Below are 1,012 nucleotides of genomic sequence, written 5' to 3' on the forward strand. Positions count from 1 at the left end.
ACCGATCGCGGTGACGCTGGACCAGCATCTGAACCGCCTCCGCCTCGTCGTCGCGGATCAGGGCGTGGGCAAGGCGACGACGCGCGAGGGGTTCGGCAGCCGCATGATGAACGCGGTGGTGCAGCGGATAGACGGCACGGTCGACTATCGCGACAACGCCCCCGGCCTGCGCGCCGTCCTGACCGCGCCGATCCAGGAAGGATAGCGGGCGCCATCCGTTCGTGCTGAGGAGGCACTGAGCGAAGCCGAAGTGCCGTCTCGAAGCACATGCGATGGCGCGTCGCTTTCTATCCTCCGTTCATGCTGAGCGTCGTCGAAGCACCGGCGACGGCGCGTGGCCTTCGACGACTCTCAGGCCGAACGGAAACAGTCGTCACGGCGAACGGGCGGCGCGGACCTCGCTACCCCGCCGCCGCGCGCGCATACAGGTCGAACGTCGCCAGCGCGCCCGCGACCATCGCGTCGGGATCGCCGTCCGCCGCATCGATCGCCGCCCGGATCGCGCGCCACTGGCCCGGCGCATGGACCGCGCCCAGATAGGCCGCGGGCCATCCCGCGGGCACGGCGCGCGCCAGCATCGCGCCGCCCAGCCGCGATCCCTCCACCACGTACAGCGTTCCCCATGCCGCGCCCTCGTCCGCGTCGGGAAAGGGCAGGGGGGCGGGCATCGCCTCCCCCAGCGCGGCCAGATCCGCGGCCAGCAACGGCGTCCGCGCCGGCAGGTCGCGCGCGAACGGCAGCGTCCGCATCCGCCGTTCCGCTGCGGGCAGCGCCCTCGCGTGCGCGATCAGGAACGCGCGATAGCCCGCCTCGTCCGACAGGTCGTACCCGCCGAACGCCGCGTCCACCCCGTCATGCGATGCGCGGGTCGCGGCACGCAGCCGCGCGACCGCCGACGGATGCTCAGTCGAGGCCGTTCTCCAGGAAACGCTCCGCCACCGCGCAATGCATCGCGACGCCGGTGGCCATGACCTCCTCGTCGATCGTCATGCGCGTATTGTGCAGCGGCGGG

Annotated in this window: 2 protein-coding genes; one reads left to right on the forward strand and one right to left on the reverse strand. The window is 72.2% G+C overall.

All coding sequences use genetic code 11. The annotated features are described in order from the left end of the window. The coding region (locus tag ASG29_RS17580; protein ID WP_235532885.1) for a hypothetical protein at positions 1-205 on the forward strand (205 nt) is incomplete at its 5' end. A gap of 196 nt (positions 206-401) precedes the next feature. Here the strand turns inward: ASG29_RS17580 and ASG29_RS11485 are convergent. Further along, the gene (locus tag ASG29_RS11485) at positions 402-848 is read right to left on the reverse strand and encodes a hypothetical protein (RefSeq protein ID WP_235532886.1); all 447 of its coding nucleotides are present in this window, start codon (positions 846-848) and stop codon (positions 402-404) included. Between the last annotated feature and the right edge of the window lie 164 nt (positions 849-1,012).

The sequence above is a fragment of the Sphingomonas sp. Leaf412 genome (genome assembly GCF_001425405.1).
In the GTDB taxonomy this organism is placed as follows: domain Bacteria; phylum Pseudomonadota; class Alphaproteobacteria; order Sphingomonadales; family Sphingomonadaceae; genus Sphingomonas.